The sequence below is a fragment of the Yersinia sp. LJYL362 genome, assembly GCF_048323875.1.
Genome location: NZ_JBLWEX010000312.1, coordinates 36175 through 61072, shown reverse-complemented (window position 1 = coordinate 61072; position 24898 = coordinate 36175). Strand labels below are relative to the sequence as shown.

Sequence of the window (24898 nt, the reverse complement as noted above, 5' to 3'; positions counted from 1 at the left end):
TATCCATGAGGCTGTGTATGAACTGGCATTGCGTAATTTCCCAGAAGAAATGCAGGAACTTGAAAACTGGACGGAGGCAGCATAGCCATGACAAACCAAGCAGACGCCACTACCTCAGAAAAAAAAATCCGCAGCAAACGCCGTAATCGGTGTATCCGGCCCGTCGCGATGGTTGCTGCTTGCATGTTAGTGCTGAATGCAGGGATCGCCCTGTTGCTTATGCAGTGGATAGCACCGACAACGGTGACATTCGATATGAAGGGAACGGTTGATGCCTTTATGGATCAAACAGCCAAAAAATCACTCAGTGAAGAACAGGGTGCTCTGCTCGCTAGCAGATTCACTGAATCACTGGAAAGCAGCTTGGGGGAATACCAGAGAAAGCACCGCGCAGTCATTTTGGTTGTCCCCTCAGTTGTGGCGGGGGCTGAAGACATTACCGATACAATCCAGCGGGATGTCGCCGTCCGGATGGCGGGAGGGCGTCAATGAAACATCTTCTGCTGGTCGCGGCGTTATCTACTTCAACAATGATTCAAGCCGCTGATCTCGGTACATGGGGCGACCTTTATCCTATCCATGAACAGGATATGCTGACCACCATTGATAACAGGCTAAAAGCAATGGAAGCCAGTGGAGAGCTGGCTCAGGAGCAAGAAGCCTTTAAAGAGCGTGTGATTAAAAATAGCCTGCGGCCCGCACCGGTATCAGGACTCAAACTGGCATCAGAAGATAGTAGCCACTATATCGACCCGTCTTTTATTGTGGCTAATGATTTAGCTGACCATGAAGGGCGTGTATTTGCACACAAAGGGGAGCGTCATAATCCGTTAGATGTTGTTCCTTTCGTTCAGACTCTTTATTTCATTGATGCAGACGATGAGCGTCAAATTGCTTGGATGAAGCAGCAAAAGCCAAGTACCACTATCTATAAAGTCATACTGGTTAAAGGAGACATCAAAGAGAGCACTGACGCGCTAGCAATGCGTATTTACTTTGATCAGCAAGGCGTTATGAGCCGGAAATTCCAATTGACGGCAGTACCTGCCCGTATCACTGCCAGCGACGATGGTAAACGCCTGCGTGTTGATACGTTTAGTCTGGAGCCTAAGCCATGATAAGGCATTTACTCTTATTATCGGTGTTGCTTGGGTTTATCAATTCCGCACAGGCCGCGGCACCAGAATGTCAGGGGAAATTCGTTAATCCGATCACCGATATTTGTTGGCAATGTATTTTCCCTATTTCCATTGGCAGTATTCAGGTGTCTCCGGGGATTGCCCCTGATACCGCAAATCCGAGTAGTCCTATCCAGCTGTGTCCCGTGGGTATTTTGTACCGTGTTGGCTTGGCCATCGGATATTGGGAGCCAATGGCACTCACCGATGTGTCTAGAGCACCTTACTGCATGGTGAACCTAGGTGGCTTTAGTTTGGGTGTTGCCAATGTGGGAACAGGCACGGCAGGGCAAAGTGATAAAGACTCTCCAGGCGCGTTTTACCATGTGCATTGGTACAAATACCCGCTGACATACTGGCTCAATATCATTACCTCTGTGGGGTGTCTGCAAGCGGGGGATATGGACATCGGGTATTTGTCTGAGCTTGATCCAATGTGGAATGACAGTTCTATCTCGCTGATTATCAGCCCGGAAGCGATGCTGTTTAATAACATTATTGCACAAGGGGCCTGTGCCGCAGATGCAATCGCCAGTGCTTTTGGTAAACCTATCGATGCCTTGTTTTGGTGTGCCGGTAGTCACGGCAGCATGTACCCATTTACAGGCTATACCTCCAATGAGTTTAGCCCGCTTCAATCCTCTGTCCTGCTCTCAGAACGGATGGCATTCAAGTTGCACCGCCAGGGCATGATTATGAATTCCATTGGTACCAATAATGCCGTCTGTTTCGAATACCCCTCGCCCATTATTCCAAAAGAACGGTGGCGCTACCAGATGGTGAATATGTATCCCGATGTGGCCCAGTGTCATCCTTTTGGACGCAGTGTGATGAGCTGGGAAATCGGTCACAACATGCCAAACGACCGTAAAAATTTTGGCTACCTCCTCTGGCGTAAACGTAACTGTGTATTTTTGTAGGAGAGTTTATGAAAAGGATAACGACTTTTGTAGCAACAACATTGCTGTTCGGTACGGTTATGGCTACGGATAACGGAGAGACGCAGGCGTTTCTTAGTGAACAAATGAAACTACGCGATTCACTCTCAGCTGCCCCGAAACCGGCGTTAGATTTCCTGCAAAAACAAAATCCACAGTTGAAGATGCCGGATCAGACATTCATTGATGAGCTGCAACAACAGCAGCGCCAGCAATTTAAGGGAGAGGAAAATGCAGTACCCAAAGCGCTGTATTTTGTGTCCTTTTCCATTCCCGAAGAGGGGCTGAAAATAATGGTTAATGAGGCTGACCGTTTGCATATTCCCGCCACGGTACGCGGGATGGTGAATAACGATATGCGTCAGACCGCAAATGCGGTGCTGCGGTTGGTCACGGAAGATAAACGCGGTGGCGTACAAATCGATCCTATGTCTTTTCGTACCTTTGGCATTAATGCTGTTCCAGCGCTGGTCGTCACCTGCCAGGGAAAGTTTGATCGTATCGCTGGCAATATCAATCTTACCGATGCGTTGAAACACATCGCGGAAAAGGGTGAGTGTGCTGAAACTGCACAGGAAATATTAAAAGAGGCGACTGATCAATGAAAAAGGGACTAATCACAGCGCTGAGCGGGGGAATATTAGTGCTGGGGCTGTTGGGTGTCATCAGCACTCAGGCGAATGACGAATATAATCAGGGCGCCGGTTATGCCCGCGAAATTCAAGGGCAAGGGACTCATGCCTTAAAAGATTTTAAGCCTGGAGAGGCATTACTGAATTACACGGAGAACCCAGCTGAAAAAAACTATTATGGCGGGGTCACAGCACCCAGTACCAATCTTGATAATCAGGGAAGTCAGGCGCTTGTTAACTCCGATGTGGGTAAAGCCATCACCGAATCAATCCTCAATAATCCCAAAGAGCCACTATCAATGGATGCCCCCTTTATTTCAGTCGGAACCGACGCTCAGGAAAAAGCAGAGCAGGTCACTGATGGGAGTTTTGATGGCTGTGTAGAGCAGAGTGTATCCAATACTGAGTTTACTAATCATATCTGTGCCAGAGATACGAGAGTTGAACAAGCATGTACACGCACGGCGACAATAAGTGGGGATTGGATTGATTCGAGTAAGGACGTTGATGTGATCATTAATTCAACACAACTCAGTTTCTATGCTTACGGAAACGGTAAAAACCGTGATGATGGTGCCCGCACTACTTATATAGTGCCTGCTGATATCAATGGCCCTATCTTGAGTGCAACCATGACCCACATGGGACTGGGGTCGACATATTTGATAATGCAAGTCATGGGGGTTGAACTCAATATCAGTGATGGAACCCGTAATTTTACACCCTCAATAGCTACTCTGACTCCTGGACAGCAAATACCCGTTAATATCATTTTGTCTTCTAGACCGAGCGCCACAGCGGACTTTTACAATAATAAACAACACTGGTTCACGGTGGTGCTGAAAGTGCGCACCGGCAGTCGTGAATATCAGCCGAAAGTGGTATGGACTGAGAGTTGCCCTTTTAGTAAGACCGAAGGGGCAATAACAAAAACAGAATGCAGTGAGCCTGGTGGTAATAAAACTGTCTACGTTGAAGGTAAACCGTATACGCTTTACAGCGCTTGTTGGGCATATAAAGACACATATATCACTCAAGCTGAGACAGATGGAACCTGTGGTGAGTATTCAAAAAGTACAGCCTGCACAATAGCCACTCGACAGTGCGCTTATTCCCTAGATGGTTTCTGCATGCGGGAAAACCTGACCTATTCCTGTGAAAGCAAAACTAGCGGGACAGGCATGATGTGCGGCGGCCAATTCTTCTGTACCGATGGTAGTTGCGCTCTTGCGGCGGCGGGAACCAATAATATGTTTGCTCATGCTGTGTCTCAACTTGCGGCGGTGGCAGCAGCAGGCAAGGATGTGGCTGAACTGAATGATATCAACGTTAAAGCCTTTACTGGGCGGGGACAATCTTGCAAAAAATTCGCGGCCGGCTTCAATAACTGTTGCAAGGATTCTGGGTGGGGGGCGGATTTAGGGCTGGCAAGTTGCAGCAGCGAAGAGAAAGCGTTAGGGCAGGCGAAAGAACGTAAGCTAACGATTGATGTTGGGGAATATTGCAGTAAAAAAGTCCTTGGCGTCTGTTTAGAGAAAAAACGCAGCTATTGTGTATTTGATTCCAAACTCGCCCAAATTATCCAGCAACAGGGCCGTCAATGGCAGTTGGGTATTGGTTTTGGTGCAGCTGAATCACCGAATTGTCGCGGGATAACGGTTGAAGAGCTGCAAGGTATCAAGTTTGATCGTGTTGACTTCAGTAACTTTAAAGAAGACTTGAACAGCGGCTCGGCAGTACCAGGCGATAACGATCTGCTTAATCGGGTTAAACAACAGATAGAAGCCCAACTGAATAAAAATACAGGAGGTCAGTAATGCGTTTACTGACACTTTCTGTGGCGCTTGCTCTGACTTCATTCGGGGGGGGGACGCAAGAGCTTGCGTATGACGATCCTCAAGGATGGCATTGGTATAACGAGGCGCTTGATGATGATATAGAGCCTGAAGCCGAAAAACCAATCACCCCAGTGCTTTCTCCGACAGAACAAAAGAAGCTTTTACAAAAAGAGACACAGGCGGCGCTGGATACCGCAATCATGTATCCAACGCCTGAAAACTTTAAGCACTATATGACGTTACAGAATTTTTGGACGTCAAAGGCTGGCGAATTCAGCCAGATGGCCAAACAGGCAATGCTCAAGTACCCCGAACTGGACTACAACCTGCAATACAGTCACTACAACGGTACGGTCAAAACCCAACTTGCCGGTGACCGTTCGAAAGAAAAAGACGCCATTACAGCTCTAGCTTCCCGATACGGTGTGTTCTTTTTCTATCGTGGCAATGAGGCACTTGATAGTCAACTGGCGTTGGTTATCAAGAATTTTACGCAGGAACATCATATTGCACTCATTCCGATATCGGTCGATGGGATGCTGAATCCTACATTTCCTAACAGCCGTCGCGATAGTGGCCAAAGTCAAAAAATGGGGATATCCCATTTTCCTGCGCTTTTTCTGGTTGACCCCAAAGACGAAAGCTATCAGCCACTGGCATACGGATTTATCACTCAAGACGACCTTGCTCGTCAATTTCTTGATGTCGCTACGGGCTTTAAGCCGAACTTTTAAGGATAAAATAGATGAAAAATATAAGGATCACTAAAACTATCAGCGGCATCTTATTTTTTGTTTCGATATCGGTTTGTGCGTCAACTTGGGATGATATTGCCGCGATAGAAGCGGAAAAAATACAAAATAAATCCGCAGAAAAATCGCGACAAAAACCAGTTAACGTAGAAAAAACGGCTAGATGGTTTCAACTTTCAGATGGACGTAAAGTTAATCTTAATAACTGGACAATTGTATTGTTTATGCAGTCTACCTGTTCATATTGCCATCAATTTGACCCGATCCTGCGCCAGTTATCAGAAGAGTCAGGCCTGTCAGTATTTGCATATAGTTTGGATGGTCAAGGTGATGCCGCGTATCCAGATGCGTTGCCGGTACCGCCTGAAGTCATGGTCGAATACTTTCAGAGTGGTATTCCCATTGCGACCCCCACAACATTTCTTACAAATATCAATACCAATACAGCATTCCCGTTGTTGCAGGGGGCGGCTGATAAACAACTGGTTATTACCAGAATGGATGAGGTTTTAAAGGTTGCTCTCGATGGGGGGCTTAAATGATGAATTTTAATGCCAATATTGCGTTGCGATATAGACCTTCTCTACGAAAATCCGTGGTGGCACTGACCCTGTTGATAGCGAGTTCTGCTCAGGCTGATGTGAACGGTGACCTCAATAACTTCTTCGGTAAGCTCGGGTTTGAAAGCAATACCTCTATGCCACAAGTCTGGCAGGGTCAGGCAGCCGGTTACGCCAGTGGCGGCTCTATTTATATGAGAACCTCCGTCAAACAAGTTCAGATGGTATCGATGACATTACCTAATCTGAATTCGGGTTGTGGTGGCATTGATGCTTACCTTGGGGCGTTTTCTCACATTAATGGCGAGCAGTTACAGCGATTTGTTAAACAGATTATGGGTAATGCTGCGGGCTACTTCTTCGATCTTGCACTGCAAACGACAGTACCTGAAATGAAGCAGGCGAAAGACTTTTTACAGAAACTGGCCTCAGATGTTAACAGCATGAACATGAGCAGTTGTCAGGCTGCACAGGGCATTGTCGGTGGGCTATGGCCTCGTACTGCGGTATCGCAACAAAAAGTCTGCCAGGATATTTCAGGTGAATCCAATATCTTTTCCGATTGGGCGGCTTCGCGTCAGGGGTGTACGGTGGGGGGCAGCTACAACAGTGTGACCGATAAAGCCGGTGCCGACATGAAAGATGAGGTGTTAAAAAATAAGAACCTGATGTGGGACTCGCTGAGTAAGAATCGTATTTTTGATGGCAATAAAGAGCTTAAAGAGTTCGCGATGAGTCTGACAGGGACGCTGGTTTTCGATAGTGCAGGAAAAATCAGGGTACTAGTGCCTTTGACAACGAACGAAGACATTATAAAAGCCATGATGAATGGAGGAAGCGCCAAGATATACGCCTGTGATACCACCGATGTTTGCTTAAATCCCACACTTACGACGGTATCTATTAGTACCGATCAATCAATGAATGGCCAAGTTAGACGAATGCTCACCAGTATCCAGAACAAAGCAATTGCGGATGTGGCACTAACGGAGCAAGAAAAAGGGTTTATAGCATCAACGTCAGTACCAGTGCTGAAGTATCTAGTTGATCCACAATCTCTCGGTGTAGCCAATTCTTTGCTGTTTCAACTCTCTGATTACATTGGTTATGACATTTTGATGCAGTACATGAATGAGCTTATCCAGCAAGCCAGAGTCATGCTGGGCAGCAGTAACTACCCCGCGCCAGCCATAGAACAATTACAAGGCAGCCTAACGCAAGCGAGTCAGAATATCGCTCAACTGCAAGCCCGAGTTCAAATTCAGCAAGATGCGTTATTGGTGGTCGATCGCCAGATGAGCTACATGCGTCAGCAGGTATCTAGCCGTTTACTCGACAGATACCAAAGTAACTACCGTTTCGGAGGTCAATAATGCAGGTTATTTATACTATCAGTGGCGGGGCATGGTTCCGCGATTCACTGAATGCGATAGCTGCGTTTGTCTCTTCAAATAATTGGCACAGTTTGGTGATCATTGCGACGACCATATCGGTTGTGGTGACGGCGTTTGCCTATATCAAAGGGCGAGACATTTTTACGATACTTAAATGGGCCGTTATCTATGTTTTCATCACGGGAATTTTCATCGGCATTAAAAAGCCGGTTCAGGTCATTGACTCATCCCGACCAATGGAGGTGTATCAGGTTGATAATGTGCCGCTGGGTATCGTTCTGCCATTCAGTCTGATCACCGGCATAGGTCATGCGTTGGTTGTTGCTTATGAAACCGTATTCCATCAACCGGATGCACTTACATACAGCAAAACAGGGATGCTGTTTGGCGCAGAACTGATGGGAAGCAGTACCGATTTTATTTCAACCAATCCAGAAATAGCCGGACTGTTCTCGGACTATGTGCAGAACTGCGTGATTGGCGACATGATGCTGAATCACAAATATACACTCGACGATCTGATGAACAGTACTGATCCTTACGCCATTATCTTTAGTAACCCGAGTCCGTTGCGGGGGGTGTTTGATAACAGTGGCAACTTCCAGACTTGTCAGGTTGCCGCCGCGCAGCTGCAAAACGCGATGGGCCGTGACAGTACGACAGGGGGGAAAACATGGGATTACTATGTTCGTAAGCTGATGGGGGGCCGTCCAGATGCTACGTTATTATTCGGTGAGCTGATGGGTGACAGTTACAGCTATTTCTACAATGGTAGCCAGAGTGCCAGTGAAATTATGAAACGCAATGTCACTATGAATGCGTTACGCAAAGGCATCATGGGTTCAGCTGCTAGAAATGGTGATTCGGCCAGTCTGGTTAATTTATCTGCGGAGTCTTCCTATACAAAAATGAGGATGTCGCAGGCAACCAGTGCCAACATTGCCACCCGAACGTTGCCTATTATGCAGACGGTTTTGACGGGGATAATGATTGGTATGTTCCCTGTCATTATTATCATGGCTTTAATCAGTGTGCTTTCGGTGGAAATACTCAAAGGTTACGTGTTCACGATTGCTTATTTGCAAAGCTGGCCATTGCTGTTTGCTATCATGAACAATGCGATGAACTTCTACCTTCAAACCTCTACGGTCGGCACGCCGGTCACGCTCTCCAATCTGTCTGTAACCCAACAGCAATACTCCGATATAGGCACTACTGCGGGCTGGTTGGCGCTGTCTATCCCATTCTTGGCATACGGTATTGTCAAAGGGCTGGGAAGTGCGGTTTCTCAGGCGGGCAGTTACCTAGGGTCAGCGATGCAAAGTGCGGCTACGCAGTCCTCCTCTCAAGCGGTCGATGGCACTTGGTCATTTAACAACATGCAGACTGACAACGTGCAGGGCTTCAAATGGGATACCAACAGCAGTTTTGCCAATGGCCAGATGACATCTCAGGCAGGCAGTGGTGCGTTGGTCACACAAACGGGCAGCGGTGAAACGGTTTACAACACCGCACCGGCGATGTCTAAGTTGCCGATGGATATCAATTTTGGCAAAACAGAAAGCAGTACAGCGCAACGTCTGGCAAGGGAAAGTCAGGTGCAGGCAGAGAGTTCAATGGCAGGTTATAACCACACAGTGAATAGCGCCTACAATCAGGCGAAACAGTTCTCACAGCAAAGTGGCAACAGTTCGACAGTCACCAGTGGGGCCGACAGTGCGCAGGGTACGACAGAGACTAAAGCCGCTAATCAAATGTTATCCGCAGCACAAAGCTATTCAGCGAAAAATAATGTCAGTGAATCTCAGGCATTTAGTGAGTTGATGGACATGTCTCGCAGAGCTGAATTGTCAGGTAGTCTCACTGGGCGTGCTAGCTTTGATACTGATAGACAAGTACTCGGTAAGATTGCTGGATTGGCTACCGGAGCCTCAGCTGGAGTCGAACTCAGAGGGGGAGTCAGTGGTTCAATGGGGAGTGGGTCACGCAGCAGTGTTGATGATAGTGGTCGAAGTTCACAAGATAGTTCAAGTGATCAATTTAGCCAAGAGGCAAAAGACTTCAGGCAGGGTATGGATACCCTGAAAAGTTTCAGAGTATCCGAATCTGGCAGTCATTCAGATAACTCAGCAAGTTCTCAGTTGGAGCAACTGGGTACGACTCTCAGTGTTGCGGATAGCCAGTATCAACAGTATACGAATAGCATGACCCGCAGCCATGAGTATAGCCAAATGGCTTCTTCAGCTGAAACGACAACAGCACAAACACAGAGTAACTATGCGCAGGAGTTTGTGGGATACGTCCAGAATAAGGCACCGGAGAAAGCAGAAGCCATTCTTACTGACACTGCGAGTCCAGAGGTGAGAGCTGAACGTGAACAACTGGCGGGGCAATTTATGGAGGACAAGTTACGCTCTCGTGTCGATGAACACTTTGATAGTAGCAGAGGCCAACTCAGTGATGGCATGTCATCGGTAGGCAATACAGCGACAACCAGTGGTGACAATGCTTATCAGCAAGGACAACAAGAAATCGCGGTTCGAGCTGCGTCGGCAGGAATTCGTTCAGATAATACGAGCCGTGTTGACTCATTAGTTGATGAAGGAAATCAACGTATTTCAGATAAAGATATGGAGATAAACACAGTAAAACATGGTATAAATAGTGAGCAGTCATCAATTCGCCAAGGCCATCAAGAAGCAGAGGCGCGATTTAGTAGTAACCATGAAAAAGAAGTCGAGCATCAGCGTCTACCTGGGGTCAAAAACGCCGATAAACTTACAGAAATGGCACAAGATATACAGGCAAAAAACAAGGATAAAATGTAATGATTACTCAAGGTTTTTTCCAAAGTAGTCGAGTCTGGCAGGTTATGTTTTTTGTGATGCCTAGCATTTATCTATCATTTTGGCTGGTAATATCTGCAATATTTATTGTTGGCAATATTGTCATGGTTATCCCTTCTTTAATCTATTTTATAACATGTGTTTTTATTTTAAGTTCATTTATTTATAGATATAAATTAATTTCATTAAGTTCTATTAGTACCCGTTTTATAAATAATGCTGTTTTTAAAAAACTAACCCTATCAATGTCAATTTGGACTCTTATTTCGGTGGTTGGGTTTTTCGGTGGAATTATTGGTGTCGCAATTTCAAGTTTTATAGCAATGATAGCCAGTGGGCTACTGTTTTCATTTTCCTATAATGAAATATTTAATTTAACAGTGCCAACAGACATGGGACAGGGAATGTATAAAGGCAGTAATATATCCTTTAACGATGCGAGTTATTTTAAAAATAACTTTATTGAAAGCAACGGTTCTGATGTGGTTATAACTAATAATCGAGGGCTGAATGGCTCTGCCTTATCTTTAAGAGAATCAGATAAGGCACAAGATGAATACAAAAACATCGACTCTGTGGATACACACCAATCAACGATTCATCTTGAACCTATTAATCCGGGTAGTGGTTTGCCTATGATAGATGAACATACCGATATTCGTGGGAGTCCATATGGCTCACATGGGATTGATTAATAGAATTTCAGTTATTTAATAGATATCGTATTTAAAATACACACTTATCCATCATCGCTACAATAACACTATAGGACTGCACAGTTAATCTGTGCTGGCCCTTGCCCTTTCTGAGAAAAACTTATGAGCTTGAATACCCGCGATTTTACGCAGGGCGGGCAGGTTGCTTTTATGCGGCTGCGTATGTTCCTGCAAATAAATAACATCATTTCATTTTATATGATCATGTCTATGCTCATCATGACAATAGCGCTATTGTTTATTAGGATGAGCACCCAGAACATTATGAATGGACTGATGTATTGGTATGCAACAACCATAGCGCCATTTCAAACTAAAATGGTTAACCCAACGATTTATCATTTGGATTATTACGGGAAAAAATTACATTATTCGGCTGCGCAAATTGTTAGTGATTCATATACGTCATACTGTGGGTTATTGCTTCGACAGGAATTGATATTATCAGCACTTATTTCTTTGGTGGTTGTCTTCCTTGCTGCGTTGGCATTCTATTGGTATTTAGGGCGAACAGGCCGTAAACAAAGTGAAGATGAGATTATGGGGGGGCGTGTACTCAATACAGACCCTAAAGCTGTTGCCAAAATAATGAAGAGTCGCGGTCAAGCCTCAGATATCAAAACTGATAACTTACCTATCAAAAAAGATAGTGAGATTCAAAATTTTGGCATGCATGGCACTGTTGGTTCAGGTAAATCGACACTGTACCGCAAGTTCTTAGATACGATCCGAGCGCGTGGTGATCTGGTCATTGTCTATGACAAAGGATGTACATTTATTGAGGAATATTATGATGAGAAGAAGGATGTAGTACTTAACACGCATGATGCGCGTTGTGCGAACTGGGATATGTGGGAGGAGTGCGAAAACCTGTCTGATTTTGAAACAGTGTCAACCACGTTAATTCCTATGGGGGCATCAGAAGACCCATTCTGGCAAGGTTCAGCGCGGACCATCTTTTCAGAGGGCGCAGAACGTATGCGTTCAGATGAAGACAGAAGCTACAACAAATTTCTCCGTACTTTACTGGCGATCAAACTGGACAAATTACGTGACTATTTGGCAGGTACGCCAGCATCGACACTCGTTGATGGGAAGATTGAGAAGACCGCTATTTCCATTCGTAGCGTACTCACTAACTATGTTAAAGCCATGCGTTATCTGCAAGGGATAGAGCGCAGTGGTAAGCCTAAGTTCACGATTAGAGAGTGGATGAAGGGCGTGAAAGACGGAGATAAAAACGGCTGGCTATTCATCACTTCCAACCAAAAACACCATGAATCACTGAAACCTTTGATATCAATGTGGCTAAGTATTGCTGCTGACAGTCTGCTTTCTATGGGGCCAAATCGTCATCGCCGCGTGTGGTTTATTATTGATGAGTTACCTTCGCTGCATAAGTTGGCCAACTTACCTTACATCATTGCTGAAGCTCGAAAGTTTGGTGGGTGCTTTATGCTCGGTTTCCAGTCTTATCCGCAGATGGAGGAAATTTATGGCCCGAAATCTGCTGAAGCGATGTTTGACCTGCTAAACACCAAATATTTCTTCCGTTCGCCTAGTAAAATGGTGTCCAAGTTCGTTGAAGAAGATATTGGTGAAACCGTTCGTAAGAAATTCTCAGAGCAAACCAGTTTCGGTTCAGAACAAGTTCGTGATGGCCTTTCATTCGGCAAGGATGAAGTTCGCGAAAATATAATTAGCTATACCGATGTGCAAATGCTCGAAGATTTAGAGTGCTTTGTTACTTTGCCGGGTAATTATCCTGTTGTGAAGATGGCGCTGAAGTATAAGCAGCCCACGATAGTGGCAGAAGCACTGATTGAGCGCGATATTCAATCCAGTCTTGATCCTTATGTAGAAACAGCAATTGTTAAAAACGAAGAAGAAGACAAAATGTTGGATACTTTGTTTTTCGATGATTCTGCTGAACAGCCACAGCCACAGCCACAGCCACAGCCACAGCCACAGCCACAGCCACAGCCACAGCCACAGCCACAGCCACAGCCACAGCCACAGCCACAGTCATTAAAGCCAGCCACTGCTGCCGTGAGTGCGAATGCCACATCCAGTAGCGGCCGTGATAATGAGCTGCAAATGACGACACCACCTGGCATTGATGGCTACGGTGAAATAACCGATCAGGAAATGTATGAACAGTATCTCAGTGATACTGAGACTCAATCATCTGTTCGTCGCGAGGAAATCAATATTAACCAGAGTCAACATCATGATCTGGATGAACCCGGAGGTTATCTCTGATGATGACGATCAGCCCAATTGCTGGGGATTCCTCCTACTATGCCAACAAAGATAATTATTATGTTTTGGGGAGTCTGGAGTCACGATGGATGGGGGATGGGGCGGAGGCGTTGGGGTTGTCAGGGCCAGTTCTTGATACTGAAATGGATGCCATGAGAAAGGGTATTCTACCCGATGGCACCACATTATCCCGCGTTGAGAACGGCAAAGAAACACACCGTGCAGGGTACGACCTGACATTTTCTGCCCCTAAAAGTATATCGATGCTGGCGTTGATGGCAGGCGAAAAACGGTTCATTGAGGCGCATAACGAAGCAGTTTCCGTGGCGATGAAGGAAGTTGAGTCTCTGGCCAGCGCTCGGATCACGGAAAACAAACAAACCACGATCGTTATGACCGGTAATATTGTCGCCGCCTTGTATAACCATGACACCTCGCGAGATCTTGACCCTCAATTGCACACTCACGCACTGGTATTTAATGCCACTGAAGCAGAAGGGAAGTGGCGAGCGCTAGCGAGTGATACCAAGATGAAAACGGGGTTTTCCGAAACGGTATTTGCCAATCAAATTGCACTTGGCAATATTTACCGTCATTCACTCCGGCAGTCTGTTGAATCGATGGGATATAAGACCCACGACACCGGTAAAAATGGGTTGTGGGAAATTGAAGGTGTGCCGGTTGAACCCTTTTCGCAGCGAAGTCAGGCTATTAAAGATGCAGTTGGTGATGATGTCTCTCTTAAATCACGCGATATAGCTGCGCTTGATACACGGAAAGCGAAGGTGGCTTCAGATCCATTGATCCTTGTGGCTGAGTGGAATGAGCGTTTGAAAGAGACCGGCTTCAACATGGCTGATTTCATTGGTCGTGCAAAAGCGAGAGAGGGCCGACCACCTGATGAAGTGCCGCTCGACAATCTGGCCAAGATGGATATGGCGAAAGCAGTCAACAATGCGGTATCCCTGCTTAGTGAGAGCAAAGTTCAGTTTACCTACTCTGATTTACTGGCCAAGACCGCAGGGCAGATGCCAGCAGAGCCAGGACTTTTTGAGCGGGTACGAGAGGGCATTGATACCGCCATCAAGCAACAAAAAGTGATCCCACTGGACAAAGAAAAGGGCATCTTTACCTCAGATATTCATTTACTTAATGAGTTGAGTGTTCGCCAGTTAGCCAAAACGGTGATGCAGGAAGGTCACGTACTCTCATTCCCCGAACATTCACAACCTCGTGAGCGCTCCTATGCTGATGCTTATTCCGTGTTGTCACAGGACAAATCTTCAGTGGCCATTCTGTCTGGCCGTGGTGGCGCGGGGGCACAAAGAGAGCGTATTGCAGACGCGGTAATCATGGCCAAAGAGCAAGGGCGTGAAGTGACGGTATTGGCCGCCGATCGCCGCAGCGGGATTTGGCTGGGGCAAGATGAGCAGATTGCAGGGAGAGTGATGGAGCGTAGCCAACTGACGGCTGACTTTACATTGCCCGCTCAGAGCACATTAGTGATAGATCAGTCAGAAAAGCTGACGCTGAAAGAGACATTGCTGCTGTTGGAAAAAGGTCAGGAGCAAAATGTACAGTTGCTGTTCATTGATAGTCAAAACCGGCAAGGAACAGGAAATGCATTATCTGTGCTTAAAGATGCCGGTGTACCTCAATACCAATTTTATGGAACGCAAAAGCTGGATGCCGTCGTGATCAGTGAAAGTGACAAGCGAACCAGATATGAATCGCTGGCAACCGAGTATGTTGCTATGAAATCCGCCGGCGACGCAGTTATTGCACAGGTGAATGGCCCCCGAGAACAGTCAACTTTAACTGCTGTGATCCGCGGGGTTCTAAAAGATAAAGACCAACTGGCCGCTGAGGATACGGCTGTGTCGGTATTATTACCGGTCTGGCTTGACAGTAAGAGCCGCCATCAGCGGGATAATTATCGTCCAGGTATGGTCATGGAACAGTGGGATCAGGAAAAAAAAGAAATGACCCGCTACCAGGTTGATCGTGTGACTGAGAGTACGAATACGCTGCGTCTGATAAGCGAAAGTGGCGAGGCTCGAGTTGAAAAAATCAATACGTTAGACAGCAGTTGGAGCCTGTTCTCTCAGAAATCGATCCCCGTTGCGGTCGGAGAACAATTAACCGCTGTTGGGCGTGAGCTAAAAGGCCAGATTAAAGCACGTGACCCCCTGACAGTGACGGCGGTCAGTGCTGAGGGTTTGGTGGTTGAACGTCAGGGTAAGAGCCTGGTTCTCGATACGACCCGTGCGCTCAAGTTATCCCCTGCTTATGTTGAAAGCCTTGGGGCCAGTGTCAGTGATAAAAATACACTCCTTGTCGCGGCGAGTGCTAAAGACCTGAATAGCAGTTCCCTTAATCAAATGGCCCGCAGCGGTGATTCGATTAAAGTTTTCACGGCATTGCCACAGGATAGGGCCGAAAAAAGACTGTCGAGTCACCCACAATACCGTCTGGCCAGCGAACAGATAAAAAATGTGGCCGGTACAGATGATCTCGAGCAAGCCATAAATATAAACCAAGCGAGCGTGTTCTCACCGGCACAGCAATCCGTAGCTTTAGGTTTAAGCAAAGCGCAAACCGAGGGGGTAGCGTTCTCTGAAGTGAAACTCATCTCGTCTTCAATCGGTTGGTCTTCCGATGTCAGTATCCCTCAAATAAAGGCTGAGATAGCCCAGCAGCGAAAGGCTGGAGACTTAATCGATCTTGCCCCGACACCCGGAGCAGGGGCCGGGTTATTGGTCGCGCGAGCCACTTACGATATGGAAAAGTCCATTATCAGGACGATTGCGCAGGGTAAGGGGGCGGTTGAACCCATGATGAATACCGTACCGGAGATATTTTTAAACGGATTAACGGAAGGGCAGAAAACGGCGACATCAATGGTTTTGGAAAGTAGGGATCAGTTTCTGGCCATACAAGGTTTTGCGGGGACAGGTAAAACCACACAATTTAAAGCGATTATGGCGGCTATAAGTAGTTTACCGGAAGCGCAGCAGCCGAAAGTCATTGGCCTTGCGCCGACACATCGGGCCGTACATGAAATGCAAGAGGCCGGTGTACGTTCACAAACGCTCGCTTCCTTTATCAGTGAGGAACGTCAAAAAGGACTAGCCGGAGAAAAGTCTGATTACAGTAAGACGCTGTTCCTGCTCGATGAGCAATCGATGGTCGGTAACAGAGATATGGCCGAAATTTACCAGATGATAAGCCATGGCGAAGGCAGGGCTATCAGCAGTGGTGATACTGCGCAGTTGAAAGCGATTGATCCGGGCCAGCCGTTCAAGTTGATGCAACAACGCAGCGCTATCGATACGGCCGTAATGAAAGATATCGTTCGTCAGACGCCAGCGCTAAAACCGGCGATTTACAGCATGATAGAAGGGAATGCCAGAGAAGCACTGGCGCGGGTTGAACTGGTGACACCGGCACAAATCCCCCGCATTCAGGATAGCTGGCAACCTGACGCGTCTGTGATGGAATTCAAGGAAGCGCGTGAGGATAATGCGGTTGAGGGTGTTCGAGTGTTGGCTGATGGCGGGAAAGCGGCACCACCAGATGCTCCCACCAATGTCATTGAGGCCGTGAGTCGTGATTTTGCGGGGCGAACTCAGGAGGCCAGAAACGAAACACTGGTTGTTGCACACCTTAACGCCGACCGTCATGCCATCAATAGCCAAATTCATGATCAATTATACAAAGCCGGTGCATTAGGAGAAGAGCAAGCATCCGTCACCGTGTTGGAGCCAGTCCGTACTTTGCACAATGAATTGCGTGCTGCCAAAGGGTTCTCTGCCCATATTGGTGAAGTTGCCGTGATGAATAACACCTACTTCACAGTAGGGAGTGTTGATACCGCAGCCGGTGTTGTGGAACTTAAGGATCGGGATGGGAATCGCGAGCTGGTATCAAACTTCCAAAACAGTACTCAGGATATTTCACTCTATAAACTCCGTAATATTGCCGTCAGTTCGGGCGATAAGATGCGCTTTACGCGCAGCGATAATGAAAGGGGGTACGTAGCCAATAGTGTGTGGAAAGTCAGCGATATTAGTAGTGATGGCACGATCACATTAAATAATGGCATTCAGGATAAACGCATTGAGCCGGGAAAATCTCTTGAAGACCAACACGTCGATCTAGCGTATGCCGCGACTGCTTATGGGGCGCAAGGGGCCAGTTCTCGTTATGTGATTGCCTTGGAAGGAATCGAAGGCTCTCGTAAGCACATGGCTACACAAGAGGGTGGATACGTTACGCTGTCACGCGCAAAAGAGCATGTTCAGGTGTATACCGATAATCGAGAGGGTTGGCTTAACACACTCAATAAGCAGGCTAACCAACACACCGCCCATGACCTGCTGCATCATGCTGATGATAAAGCTGCGCAGGTAGCAGAACGATTGCTAGCGAGCGCAACTCCGCTTCAGGATACCGCATTAGGCCGAAAGCTGTTAGATACCAGCGGATTGGAGGGCGAATCAATGGCTCACTTTATTGCTCCGGGGAAGAAATATCCGTCACCACACATCGCTTTGCCTGTGTGGGACAGCAATGGTAATCGCGCCGGTGTATATCTTGATGAGGTTAGATTCCATAAAGAAGGGCGTGGTGCCTGGCTGAGTCACGAACCTCGAGTCATGGGAAGTGACGATGCCCGTTTTGCAGGTCTTCAGATCAGCAGAAACGGAGAGACGCATGTCGCGGCCACTATTCAAACAGGGTTGCAGCTGGCGCACGATAACCCGGATAGTGGTGTTCTGATCCGTCTCTCGGGTGAAGGACTTCCCAGCAATATCAACCGCATTACCGGCAGCCTCATTGTCCCCGAAGAGGACACCGCACGTCAGGTTCAAGCGCCAGCAGAAGAACCCCTACCCTTTATTCCCGATGAAGCGGCGAAACGTGCAGCTGAGCTGGATAAACAGGCTCGCGAGATAGTACATCCGTCGCCAGAAAAGGAGAAAGAGCAGCAGTTGATAGAAAAGGTTGCCGAATTACGAGCAACAACTCCCGAAGATATATTGAAATCGTTCAATACCGAAAGTCTGCGGAAAGAAGATTTGTCGCTAGATAAAGCGATTCATGATGTTGCTCGGGCAGAGATGCCACACGAACGTTTACAGCAGCTAGAGCGCGATATTGTGAAACAGAAGACGTTTGGTGAATAAGCAAAATTAGTTATCCGCTTCCTCGCTTGGGGTGTTCGGTGCTCGTCTTTGACTGTGCTCCGCCTCATCCCAAACTCCGGTGCGATGATGGTAGTCCTTTTCCTCGCCAGAAATGGACATTTTTTGATGTCATTGTGTCAAAATGAGAAGGAATATTGCACGAATTATTTGATCAATCCAGCGATCTTAATGCAATATCTGGATCTTCGATTGTTCGTGATGTATTCTTCGAAAAGCGATTTTTCTTTTCTGAGCGGCATCAAATGCTTGTTTCGGAAAAACGGCAGGTAATGTTAAGTATTGATATTACTGCAAGTGAATTCATTAGGATGGGGCGTATCCGGTAAAACGTCTAGGGGAAAGGTGACCGATTGAGGAAGCCTTGAATGCAAAAACCCCCCGAAATCCTCTCGAACTTGGCGGGACGAAGGATATCAGGGGGTCACAAAGCAGGCGCTGGCCTGTGAAGGATTATAACGCATGTTAGTACGAGATCAATATGATTCTGCCATAAGCGCAGGATCAGGTGCTTGAGCAGACAAACAATCAGGTCAATCCTGACTTCCTACCCCGCTCCCGACGTGGCGAAGCAAACAGCCTTCGTAAGGGGCAGTCGAAAATTCATCGGCGTTACGCGCCCAAATTATCCTGTAGCGTTCCTCGCGGAATGGCCGCAAAAGTGGTTGCGCGTCTCAGTAGTCATAACTGGCACCGTAATCACGAATTGATTGAACTGCGCCGTCAAGGCTATGTGCCATATACCAAGCGCAATGACCCATACTTCATACCGCAACCTATGCGTATTTCAGCCCGGTCGGAGAGCTGCGAAGCCTTGACTGCTTTGTCTATGGCCTTGGCGGCAAATTGTGATTACAACCCTGACAGTGATTACCCATTCGAAATTATGGCTCCGTTTGAGCAAATTGCGGCCTCGATGGGGATGTTGCATGTTTATGATAACGGCCGCAAAGCTTATGACAGTCCTTTGCATGCGTTATCTGTGCAAGAACAACTGGGATACGTGATAGCGCTTCACGGTAAAGATACTGACAGTGGCCAGAACAAGCCGCTGCGTTTATGGCTGACTGAAAAGTTCTTCATTTCCAGAGGCATTGCCGTTGAAGAGATCCGTCATTGGCTTGGACAGTTCAAAGTATGGGCGATAAAAAACGGTTTAACTGAAAGCTTGCGCAAGAAATATGAACGGCACTTGCTGCGTGTTGAGCGGATTGGTATTGATCTGAACGACAAACCCTCCCTACGGAATCGCTTAAAACAAATCAAACGTTGGGTTGTTAGCCCTGACCTGGCAAAAGAGAAACAAGAGAAAGTGGCTCTGTTGGAAGGTCGTCTGGCTGAGATCAACAGTGGTAATTCCCAGCGTCTCGATCTTCTTCTGGACGAGACACAGCGTAAAATTAGCAGTTTGGCCAAAGCGAAGCGTAAACGGCAGAACCCTTATTATGATGCCTATGTCAAATGGTCAACAAGCGGGGCGGTCATGACGCATGAAGTCGTGATGCAAGAGCAAGCGTTGCAGAAAGAACAGCCAGGCCTCAAACACAATGACCCAGAAACCTTTTACCGGTTATTGCTTGAGCGTGCTGGCATAGTCTAGCCTTAATTATACCTCTCCTCGAATTCTACCGTGCTTAGCGCGGTTTCTGTGTTGGTGAAATCGGACAAAATGGATGTTATTTGAGCGCCTGCCTCCTCCCCTTTTTCGGGTTTCCCCACCAATTAATGAATGATATTGGCTAAATTTTGAAAGTGCTGAATATCTATACTATTTACTTCGTATTGATGTAGTTAACTTCGTAACCTGTCTGATAAATATCATTAATTTCGAACGTTATTCCTGAACAAAATAAGCCTCTAAAAAGAGGAGTACTTTTCGAGCGGCTAAAGCCTGCTCTCTAAAGTTGCTCCCCTCGCTTTGCTCAGGGCAAATTAATAATTAACTATCGTGAGTAAACAACATCATTGGTAGCTCCCGACTAACGTCGGGCAAGGGAAAAGAGACATTGCAAACCTAAGCGTTCGTCACGCTACGCGTGCCAATCGCTAAGGCCCCGGAAATCACGCCCAGCGCGTCGCTACGCGCCACACTGCGCGCTCACCGGGGTTCTTTGCAGTGAAGCCACAAAATCGTATGTAACCTTGTATGGCTCAACAGGACAGGGGGTTATAAGGAACTCTTATGACCCGTACCGGCGTTGCCGGGCTTCAGCGGTTATACATCGGGGAATATGTGATTACAGTGTGCCGCTTTCTATGCACTGCGTGCATCAAGTTCTACAGGGTTATTGGCCGACTATTTTTGATAGTCAGCAGCCACGATTATTAGGTAGCCTGGCAACAAATATTCTTTAACGGGCATTACACCTTTATCAGCGAAGGGAAAGAGAACGATCTGGATGCGATGATTGACGGGCTGATACTGTAATCAGACTGAATGGCCGCAGCCACAAAATTTTGGCGGGTTCCCGCTTACAACCCCCAATAGGGGTAAGTTTTGAGATCGGAAATTATTGTAAGTTAAGCCTGATTTTTGAACAGGCTTACCTATAGTAATAGGGAGTACTCCCGTACTATATGCCGTTTTCCGTGCAATATGTTAAATAGGCCCCGATTTCTCACGATATAGCTGCTCTCTTTGCCCTTTCTCTCTCTGTCAATTCTCATAATTAGAAGTCATATAAATCATATCGTTGAAACTAAGTTCCACAAAACCTAAGATGCGTATGCCCCTAAAAAGGTAAGTGGCTTACGGGTAAACACGTAGGCCAATCAATTCCCTATATCCCAGTAATGGTGAATGTATGGCTCAAATAATTTTTGAAAGAAACAGAGGTGTTCCGTGGCAACAGAAAATAGAACGAATGGAGATTCCATCCATGAGCAGTTAAACCAGTTAGAAATGCAGGGGCGTGTTCCGAGTGACATTCGTGAGACAGGCACTCAACAAATGCGCTGGCAATGGGACGAATATCCTTCAGGTGTGCATTATGGCGCACCGATGGACCCAGAACCGTTAGGTCGCTACAACGACCCTACGGGACGCACAGGTATCTGCTACGCCGCAGATAACGCCTCCGCTGCAATAGCTGAATCGTTGGGAAGAGTCTACCAACGTGACCCAGAGAATTTTACTCTTGGTTTGAGTGATTTACACAAGGCTCAAATGTATACGCTAGAGACGACTCGTGATACGAGAACCATCAATATGACGAAGTTGCAGGGTATGTTGCATATTACTGCTGATAAGACGATGGGCAATCGACAGGACATTACACAAGCCATTACCGATTGGGCTGCGAACACACCAGGGCTACAGTATGACGGTGTTTCGTACAGTTCCAGGCATTACGGTGTGGGAATATGTACTGCCTTCTGGGAACGCGAGGGGGAGACAGGCCCCTTAGCTGATGTTACGCATAGTTCCGTTTATTCACATGTTGGGGTTCTACGCCGGAACCCCAGATTTTTCCGTCATCTCAGTTTCAGCCCGGCAACCAGCGCATCCAGGTCAATAATCTCATTGTTGCTCTGGAAGATGTAATGCCCGTTCAGCAAAATATGCTGCCAGGCCACCGGTGATATCCGGGGCAGAGCCTCAATGCCTTTGGTGTTATCTTCCGTTTCCAGTCGTTCCAGCAATCGAGACAGGATCGCGGAGTTGTAGTAAACGATCGCGTTGCAGATCAACCTCCCACACTGATTACTGATTTCCGTTTCAATGTCATTTTTCCCGGTTAACTCTTTCTTTCCGCCGACTTTGGCTACCGCGGCGCGTAGCTGGTGATAAGATTCAACCCGGTTCTGAGAACGACGGATATTGCGTTCCAGCTGCGGATCCCGCAGATACTTTAGCGTGTAAATACTGCGAACCAGCCGGTCATATGCAAATACCGCCTGTCTTGTCGGGTTGGTTGTTGTGTACGTACACAGTTTGCGGATCAGCGTTCCCTGCGTCATTTCTTTCAGCCCCAGCGTGGCGACAATGCGGTCGAGGTTGCTTTTTTCACGGATGATAAGGTTCAGGTCAATCTGTCCAGCGGGTTGAATCAGGCATTTTTTATAGGCCGATGGGTCTCGGGTGCAGTACAACTCCTGTAGCTGCCTGTTCAAATCCGTAAAATGAGGTTCAAAGCGCAGGCCAAACCAGTGCAGGATTGCAAAGTTGGCTTTGTTGATGCTGTGCATGTCCCCGGTGATGGCCGTGGGTTTAACCTCTGAAGTGTTGCGGTAACAGATATCAAAGACATGGTGGCCTTCGTAGTCGTTTGTGCCAATCAGGTATCCGTTGATCGGGATGTGGTTACATAACAGCGTGTAGGCCACCATGCCTTTACCGCGGCCGAAGTATTTACGCGAATGCCGGGCTTTTACTGTCGGTCGTTCAACGCCAAATTTTTGTCCGTCAACGGCCCCATAAAGCGTTCCCGGATCAAACGAATAGAGCGGGAAAATCGGCAGTGCCTCTATGGCATCGGTGATGCAGTCATTGGCCGTGAGCAGCGATGCCAGCCGAAGATACTGCTCATACGTGGTTTCCAGCACATGAAACGGAATATCGCTGGTTCGCGCCATCACATGGTTACCATGATTCATCGCCTGGGCAACGATGACAGCCATCAGGCTGTCTGCATCAGCTTCGTTTTTGGCATATCGAGGCTGCAGCGGTTTCATGGCGGGCAGAAACCGGCAGTGCTCGTTAACAAAGCGGAAAACGTCGGTTACATCGCAGAATGGCAGTTGTTCATAAAAACTCTTCTCCTGCGCTTTATGACGACTGACCACGGATTTATGCCAGGTCAGTTTCTGCGTTTGTTGATCGTATTCCAGATGTTTCAGTTTCCCCTGTTTTAGTTCGCGGTTAAACGCTTTCCATTGCCGATGCAGTTCGGACTCCAGCGCCTTTAGTTGCGTTTTAACTGGCTTCTGCAGAAAGGGGATGTTAATTGCAGCCAGCACTGCGGCCTGTTCCCTTTCCGGTACCAGTTCATCTGAAAGATGGCGGTGCCGGAGGCTGTTGTTGAGGTGGAATTCCCCCGACTTAAAACGCTTTCTTATCTGACGATAGAGCCAGAACTCATAGCGCCCGGCATTCAGGCCAGTGGGCTCGCCATCTTCACCAAACTCCAGCAGGTATGGACGCAGGCGTTCCGGTAATGTTTCCGGCGGACATTCCGCCAGTGGTCGCTGCAAAAGCGTCTGCTTTTTGCTGAACACCATTCTTAGCCAGCTCAGCGCCTCAGCCCAGGGGCTGTCCTGAACCACGCTGGTGAGGTCGAGTGACAGATATAATGGCCTCAAGTGACGCCGGATTAACGCCGTCATACCGTCAACGGCCTGCCACTGCAGCGCCAATTTGCTGACGAGTTTCACACTCATGCGTTGTGCGGTGGTTTTCAGCATCTCCCGGGGCATGATTTTCCAGGCCTGGTGGCGGACTTCGCCAAAGGTGGTGGGATCCGGAACGCTGTCATCAACATAAAGCGACAGCAGACGCCCGATTTTAGATGTTTCGCGCCGGTGTTTTTCCTGCACGTCAGCCATGAGTTTTTTGGCCACGCTGCGGCTCTCATCTTCAAGCTGTTTCATATGGAAAAACATCGCATCCACCAGGTTGTCGCTGAACTGGCGATAACGGATCCAGGCATAACACAGCAGATAAAGGCGGGTCTGCTCAGGCTTCAGATTGCGGAGATCGTAAACGGTATAGAAATTTGCCAGACTGGCGTAGTACAACAGATTTTGCTGAGAAATATTCAGCGCTGGCAGGATGTCGCAGGCCTTGCGATGCAGCGGTTCCAGGATGGCCCGTTTCTCCCGCTCATGGACCATCTGACGCCAGCCAAAGTCACGCGCATCCTGCCTGAGGACCGCAAGTCGGGAAAGGGTATCATCCCGTTCAATTAGTTTTTTTAGGTCAGCAATGGCGGCGTCATCAAGCTGTTCCGTCAGAATACGTCCCAGCCGCTGCCTTTCATCAGAAAGAACCCGGCTCACCAGTTCCTGAAGTGTGGTGTAGCCGGGGCGGATGATTTTATGCGCGTTGAGCCAGATAATCAGCTCAGTGGCGACAAAGCCGGGGGTCACATCGCGGTGAACAATCCGAGCGGCCTGTTGTTCAAGCTGTGAAGACAGTGCTGATGACCATGGTCGGTAACCATACAGCGCGCAGATATTTTCCCGCTGAGCATAGCGCTCGTGCTTAGAAGGAGATTTGTCCGGAGGTGGCTCTCCCGGGAAATAACGGCTCAGAACAAACTTGCAGTCGTCCTGAACATCATCCCAGCCGAAGCGAAAAAACAGGTGTTTGGCTTTAAAGTAAGCGATTTGCAGAATGCAAAAGAGTTGAGCATGAAGCCCTTTACGATTGTTCACCAGTGCCAATTCAGATTCATCCAGAGCCAGAAACTCCAGCCGCTGTGCATCATCGAAATCAGGGATACCATATAATGCTTCCTGCTCGGCGTCCGAAAGAATACTGAGGAGTTTATTTTTATTGGCCATCCTTGATCCTTATGCATACCCCTTAAAAACGTAATTGTCACATTATCATTAAAATTACACCTTTACGTGTC

Annotated in this window: 15 protein-coding genes; 14 read left to right on the top strand and 1 reads right to left on the bottom strand. The window is 47.5% G+C overall.

The annotated features are described in order from the left end of the window. Positions 1-87: 87 nt before the first annotated feature. From trbI to ACNSO8_RS25370, 14 genes are all read left to right on the top strand, one after another. Positions 88-492, top strand: a complete 405-nt coding sequence (gene trbI, locus ACNSO8_RS25435; protein ID WP_418396324.1) for a type-F conjugative transfer system protein TrbI — start codon at positions 88-90, stop codon at positions 490-492. Further along, the gene (gene traW, locus ACNSO8_RS25430; RefSeq protein ID WP_418396323.1) at positions 489-1118 is read left to right on the top strand and encodes a type-F conjugative transfer system protein TraW; all 630 of its coding nucleotides are present in this window, start codon (positions 489-491) and stop codon (positions 1116-1118) included. The genes trbI and traW overlap by 4 nt, the downstream gene beginning before the upstream one ends. Next, complete coding sequence (gene traU, locus ACNSO8_RS25425) at positions 1115-2098, top strand: conjugal transfer pilus assembly protein TraU (protein WP_418396322.1); 984 nt, start codon at positions 1115-1117, stop codon at positions 2096-2098. Before traW ends, traU begins: the two co-directional genes overlap by 4 nt. Positions 2099-2106: 8 nt before the next feature. After that, positions 2107-2721: a type-F conjugative transfer system pilin assembly protein TrbC gene (trbC, locus tag ACNSO8_RS25420; RefSeq protein ID WP_418396321.1), complete on the top strand. Its 615-nt coding sequence runs from the start codon at positions 2107-2109 to the stop codon at positions 2719-2721. Beyond that, on the top strand, positions 2718-4565 hold the full coding sequence (gene traN, locus ACNSO8_RS25415; protein ID WP_418396320.1) for a type-F conjugative transfer system mating-pair stabilization protein TraN: 1848 nt from the start codon (positions 2718-2720) through the stop codon (positions 4563-4565). Before trbC ends, traN begins: the two co-directional genes overlap by 4 nt. After that, positions 4565-5320, top strand: a complete 756-nt coding sequence (traF, locus tag ACNSO8_RS25410; protein WP_418396319.1) for a type-F conjugative transfer system pilin assembly protein TraF — start codon at positions 4565-4567, stop codon at positions 5318-5320. Before traN ends, traF begins: the two co-directional genes overlap by 1 nt. 11 nt (positions 5321-5331) lie before the next feature. Next, entirely contained in the window at positions 5332-5880 is a 549-nt protein-coding gene (gene trbB, locus ACNSO8_RS25405; RefSeq protein WP_418396318.1) for a type-F conjugative transfer system pilin assembly thiol-disulfide isomerase TrbB, read from the top strand. Beyond that, the gene (gene traH / locus ACNSO8_RS25400) at positions 5877-7271 is read left to right on the top strand and encodes a conjugal transfer pilus assembly protein TraH (protein WP_418396317.1); all 1395 of its coding nucleotides are present in this window, start codon (positions 5877-5879) and stop codon (positions 7269-7271) included. Before trbB ends, traH begins: the two co-directional genes overlap by 4 nt. Further along, the gene (gene traG, locus ACNSO8_RS25395) at positions 7271-10120 is read left to right on the top strand and encodes a conjugal transfer mating-pair stabilization protein TraG (RefSeq protein ID WP_418396316.1); all 2850 of its coding nucleotides are present in this window, start codon (positions 7271-7273) and stop codon (positions 10118-10120) included. The genes traH and traG overlap by 1 nt, the downstream gene beginning before the upstream one ends. After that, positions 10120-10833 carry a hypothetical protein gene (locus ACNSO8_RS25390; protein WP_418396315.1) on the top strand — a complete coding sequence of 238 codons (714 nt, stop codon included), beginning with the start codon at positions 10120-10122 and terminating at the stop codon, positions 10831-10833. The genes traG and ACNSO8_RS25390 overlap by 1 nt, the downstream gene beginning before the upstream one ends. Positions 10834-10956: 123 nt before the next feature. Further along, complete coding sequence (traD, locus tag ACNSO8_RS25385) at positions 10957-13116, top strand: type IV conjugative transfer system coupling protein TraD (protein ID WP_418396314.1); 2160 nt, start codon at positions 10957-10959, stop codon at positions 13114-13116. Then, on the top strand, positions 13116-18305 hold the full coding sequence (gene traI / locus ACNSO8_RS25380) for a conjugative transfer relaxase/helicase TraI (protein ID WP_418396313.1): 5190 nt from the start codon (positions 13116-13118) through the stop codon (positions 18303-18305). Before traD ends, traI begins: the two co-directional genes overlap by 1 nt. 526 nt (positions 18306-18831) lie before the next feature. Next, entirely contained in the window at positions 18832-19923 is a 1092-nt protein-coding gene (locus ACNSO8_RS25375; RefSeq protein ID WP_418396312.1) for a Replication protein, read from the top strand. Between the two features lie 1242 nt (positions 19924-21165). Then, on the top strand, positions 21166-21867 hold the full coding sequence (locus ACNSO8_RS25370) for an RES domain-containing protein (RefSeq protein ID WP_418396311.1): 702 nt from the start codon (positions 21166-21168) through the stop codon (positions 21865-21867). On the opposite strand, the gene ACNSO8_RS25365 is transcribed toward ACNSO8_RS25370, so the two are convergent. Beyond that, positions 21798-24827, bottom strand: a complete 3030-nt coding sequence (locus ACNSO8_RS25365; RefSeq protein WP_418396310.1) for a Tn3 family transposase — start codon at positions 24825-24827, stop codon at positions 21798-21800. The genes ACNSO8_RS25370 and ACNSO8_RS25365 overlap by 70 nt on opposite strands. Between the last annotated feature and the right edge of the window lie 71 nt (positions 24828-24898).